This is a genomic window from Candidatus Accumulibacter cognatus (assembly GCF_000584975.1).
Taxonomy (GTDB): domain Bacteria; phylum Pseudomonadota; class Gammaproteobacteria; order Burkholderiales; family Rhodocyclaceae; genus Accumulibacter; species Accumulibacter cognatus.
This window is the reverse complement of the sequence record NZ_JDST02000147.1, coordinates 1-2,821: the sequence shown is the minus strand read 5'-3', so window position 1 is coordinate 2,821 and position 2,821 is coordinate 1. Positions and strand designations below refer to the sequence as shown.

At 57.8% G+C, this 2,821-nt stretch carries 2 protein-coding genes; one reads left to right on the top strand and one right to left on the bottom strand.

The window, feature by feature from the left end; genetic code table 11:
• Positions 1 to 37: 37 nt before the first annotated feature.
• Positions 38 to 1,354 carry a site-specific integrase gene (locus AW06_RS19440; protein WP_034953817.1) on the bottom strand — a complete coding sequence of 439 codons (1,317 nt, stop codon included), beginning with the start codon at positions 1,352 to 1,354 and terminating at the stop codon, positions 38 to 40.
• Between the two features lie 430 nt (positions 1,355 to 1,784).
• On the opposite strand from AW06_RS19440, the gene AW06_RS19435 reads away from it, so the two are divergent.
• On the top strand, positions 1,785 to 2,432 hold the full coding sequence (locus AW06_RS19435) for a LysE family translocator (RefSeq protein ID WP_034953813.1): 648 nt from the start codon (positions 1,785 to 1,787) through the stop codon (positions 2,430 to 2,432).
• Positions 2,433 to 2,821 lie beyond the last annotated feature (389 nt).

Sequence of the window (2,821 nt, the reverse complement as noted above, 5' to 3'; positions counted from 1 at the left end):
CTTCTCGATCAGATCGCCGCGAGCCAGGCGCCGTATATCAAGTTGTACGCTTGAGCGTGACCACGTTTGATGCGCCGCTGGTCAGCAGTTCGAGCCGTTCCCCTAGCAGCCGCCAGCCTTTCCGCTGTTCCGCTTCCAACGATTGCCGCTGATAGATGCGCTCAAGCGGGTTCCTCTGCTGATGGTTCAGCATCCTCTCAATCACGTAGGGGGGCGTTCCAAGCTCGCCGGCCAGTGTTGCCGCCGTTCGCCGCAAGTCATGGGGCGTCCAATCGCCGCCAGTCAGTTTCAACGACGCGACAGCCAAACTACGGTTCTGCATCGGCGCGCCTTCGCGCTGCCTGTCACCGATCTGTTTCGTGATGCTTTTCACGCACACATGGCTGTCCTCCTTGTTTTCTGCGGGGAACACCCACTGAGAATTCCCCGACGTTGGCTTGAGCACTTCGAACCACTTGACGGCAAAATCTGACAGATAGATGCGGTGCTCCTTGGCATTCTTGGCAACATCGGAAGGAATCGTCCAGACCTTCCCCTCCAGATCGACAGCAGACCAACGTGCTTGGCTGATTTCCCCTACCCGGCAGCCAGTGGCCAGCATGATCCATAGCGCGGCTTCTGTGCGCTTCTGGAGTTTCGCCTCTGGAATCTTGGCGCGTAGCTCCCTGATTTCCGCTTCGCTCAGAACGCGGTCACGTTCAACTTTCGCGCCGCCAAACTGAGCTTTGTTCAATCCATCGCAAGGGTTCGCCTCAATGATCTGTCTGGCCTTTGCAAAGTTGAACATCTGGTTCATGTCGGCAAGCAAGTAATTGGCAATGACCGGCGATCCCCGACGAACGACGCTATCCAGCAAGGCAGCCACCATGCCTCGGGTCACGTCCTCAGCAGGAACCGCGCCCAGTACTGGCAGAACATCCTTGCCGAACGAACGCCGTATCTCGGCACCCCCATCTTTGCGCTTGTGCGAGAGATAGTCAGCCTGCCACCGATCAAGCAAGGCCCGTACTGTAAGCCGGGCAGCAACCTTTGCCGCTGCTGCAGCCGCCGCAATCGTGGCTGCTGCCTTAGCCGCTTCTTCGGCCTCTTTAGCCAGAACAGGATCTATACCTTGACGACGCATGGCTGATAGCTCATTTGCCCCGACTCGCGCAGCAGCTAGGCCCATGTCGCCGTACACGCCAAGTTGCATCTTTCGGGGTTGTCCGTTCATGGTGTAGCGGTAGAACCAAACCTGCCTCGCTTCCCCTGCGCGAACCCGCAGATATAACCCATCGCCGTCAGACAAGTATCGTTCCCCCGTAACGACCTTGGCGGCAGCAGCTTCAAGACTTTTCACGTTGTACTTGCCCATGTTGTACACTCCCTTTGTGAAGATATTCCCTTCGGGACCTCTCCGGGTACAAGTCAGGGTACAAGTTGGATTGATTCAGTGCGGCATTCCTTGACACCCCTTGAGACACAGTATAGACGAGTTTTTATACTAGAACAACAAGTTACATTTTTTTGAGGCGTTCAGGATGTTTCAGGAAGTGTCAAAAAAAGCCACTGTACCTAACTACGAACCAAGGGGTCGGGCGTTCGAATCGCTCCGGGCGCGCCAATAGAATCAAGGTGAAGGGTTAGGTAGAAATACCTGACCCTTTTCTCGTTTTCCGGATTAGGCGTGTGGTCACGCAGCGGCACAACCTGTACCCCTGGTTGGTACGACTGCTTCCCGACCGCCACCGTCATCCCGAACTTCCCGTTCCGAGGATGGTGGAACATCATTCAAGGTTGTCGCAATGACCGATCTATTTCCACCTTGGCCGCTGTTCTCCGCATTTCTTGTGGCGAGCTTTGTCCTCGCGGTCACACCAGGCCCCGGTGTGCTCTACATCGTTACACGCAGTCTCGTGCAGGGCCGCCGTTTCGGCTTGGTGTCGGTAGCCGGCGTCGCGCTCGGCAACCTTGGCAACGCCATCGCTGCATCGGTCGGCCTTGCCGCATTGTTTTCGGTCTCGTCCCTGGCCTTCTCCATGGTCAAGTATGCTGGCGCTCTCTACCTCATTTACCTGGGTGTACAAATGCTCCGTTCTCCCCCGGCCGAGCGCGCTGTCCCCACCACTGCCGCCTCACCACTGGGTCGCGTGTTCCATGAAGGTTTCGTGGTTGCCCTGCTCAATCCCAAGACCACTGTATTCTTTGCCGCGTTCCTGCCCCAGTTTCTGAGCCCAGAGGCGCCGCCGATGCTTCAGGGAGTGATGCTTGGTTTCCTCTTCGTGGCAATCGCTGCCGTGACAGACAGCGCCTACGCTTTCGCCGCCGCCGTGGTTGCACCCGTCCTGCACGGTAAAGGGGTGGGCCGATTAGGTCGCCGCCTCGGAGGCGGCGTGTTCATAGGCCTGGGTATTTACACGGCATTGGCCGGGTCGCCGCGCAGCGCCAAGTAGGCCGATCGTTGCAGAAGGCTGACGGCGAGCTGCTCTCATCGATGTTCTTCCTCAGGCTGCCAATCGAGCTTATGCATGAGAGGCACAACGTTGGAGGTGAGCACCTTGACGCCGTAAGGCGGCGAGTGTGCTCCAGCGACGCGTTGAACGGGAAAGGGGGCGGGGGAAGCCGGAAGGTCTCCATGCCCACCGCCGGACGACCCACCAAGAGGGATCTGCTTGACTCCGAAGTGTGCGCTGGGCGTGTGTATGAACGCTCGCGTTATACATCCGCTCAGTACACACTTCGCTTATTAGCAGATTTTCCACGCTTTATACAGCCCACGCCGATGTGCTAGCTATACCCTTGCCCGTTGCGTCCATCAACGCAGCCGCCTTTCTCGAGCAAC

Coding starts and splice junctions, on each gene's coding strand:
- AW06_RS19435 (WP_034953813.1), top strand. CDS start 1,785: ATGACCGATCTATTTCCACCTTGGCCGCTGTTCTCCGCATTTCTTGTG.
- AW06_RS19440 (WP_034953817.1), bottom strand. CDS start 1,354: ATGGGCAAGTACAACGTGAAAAGTCTTGAAGCTGCTGCCGCCAAGGTC.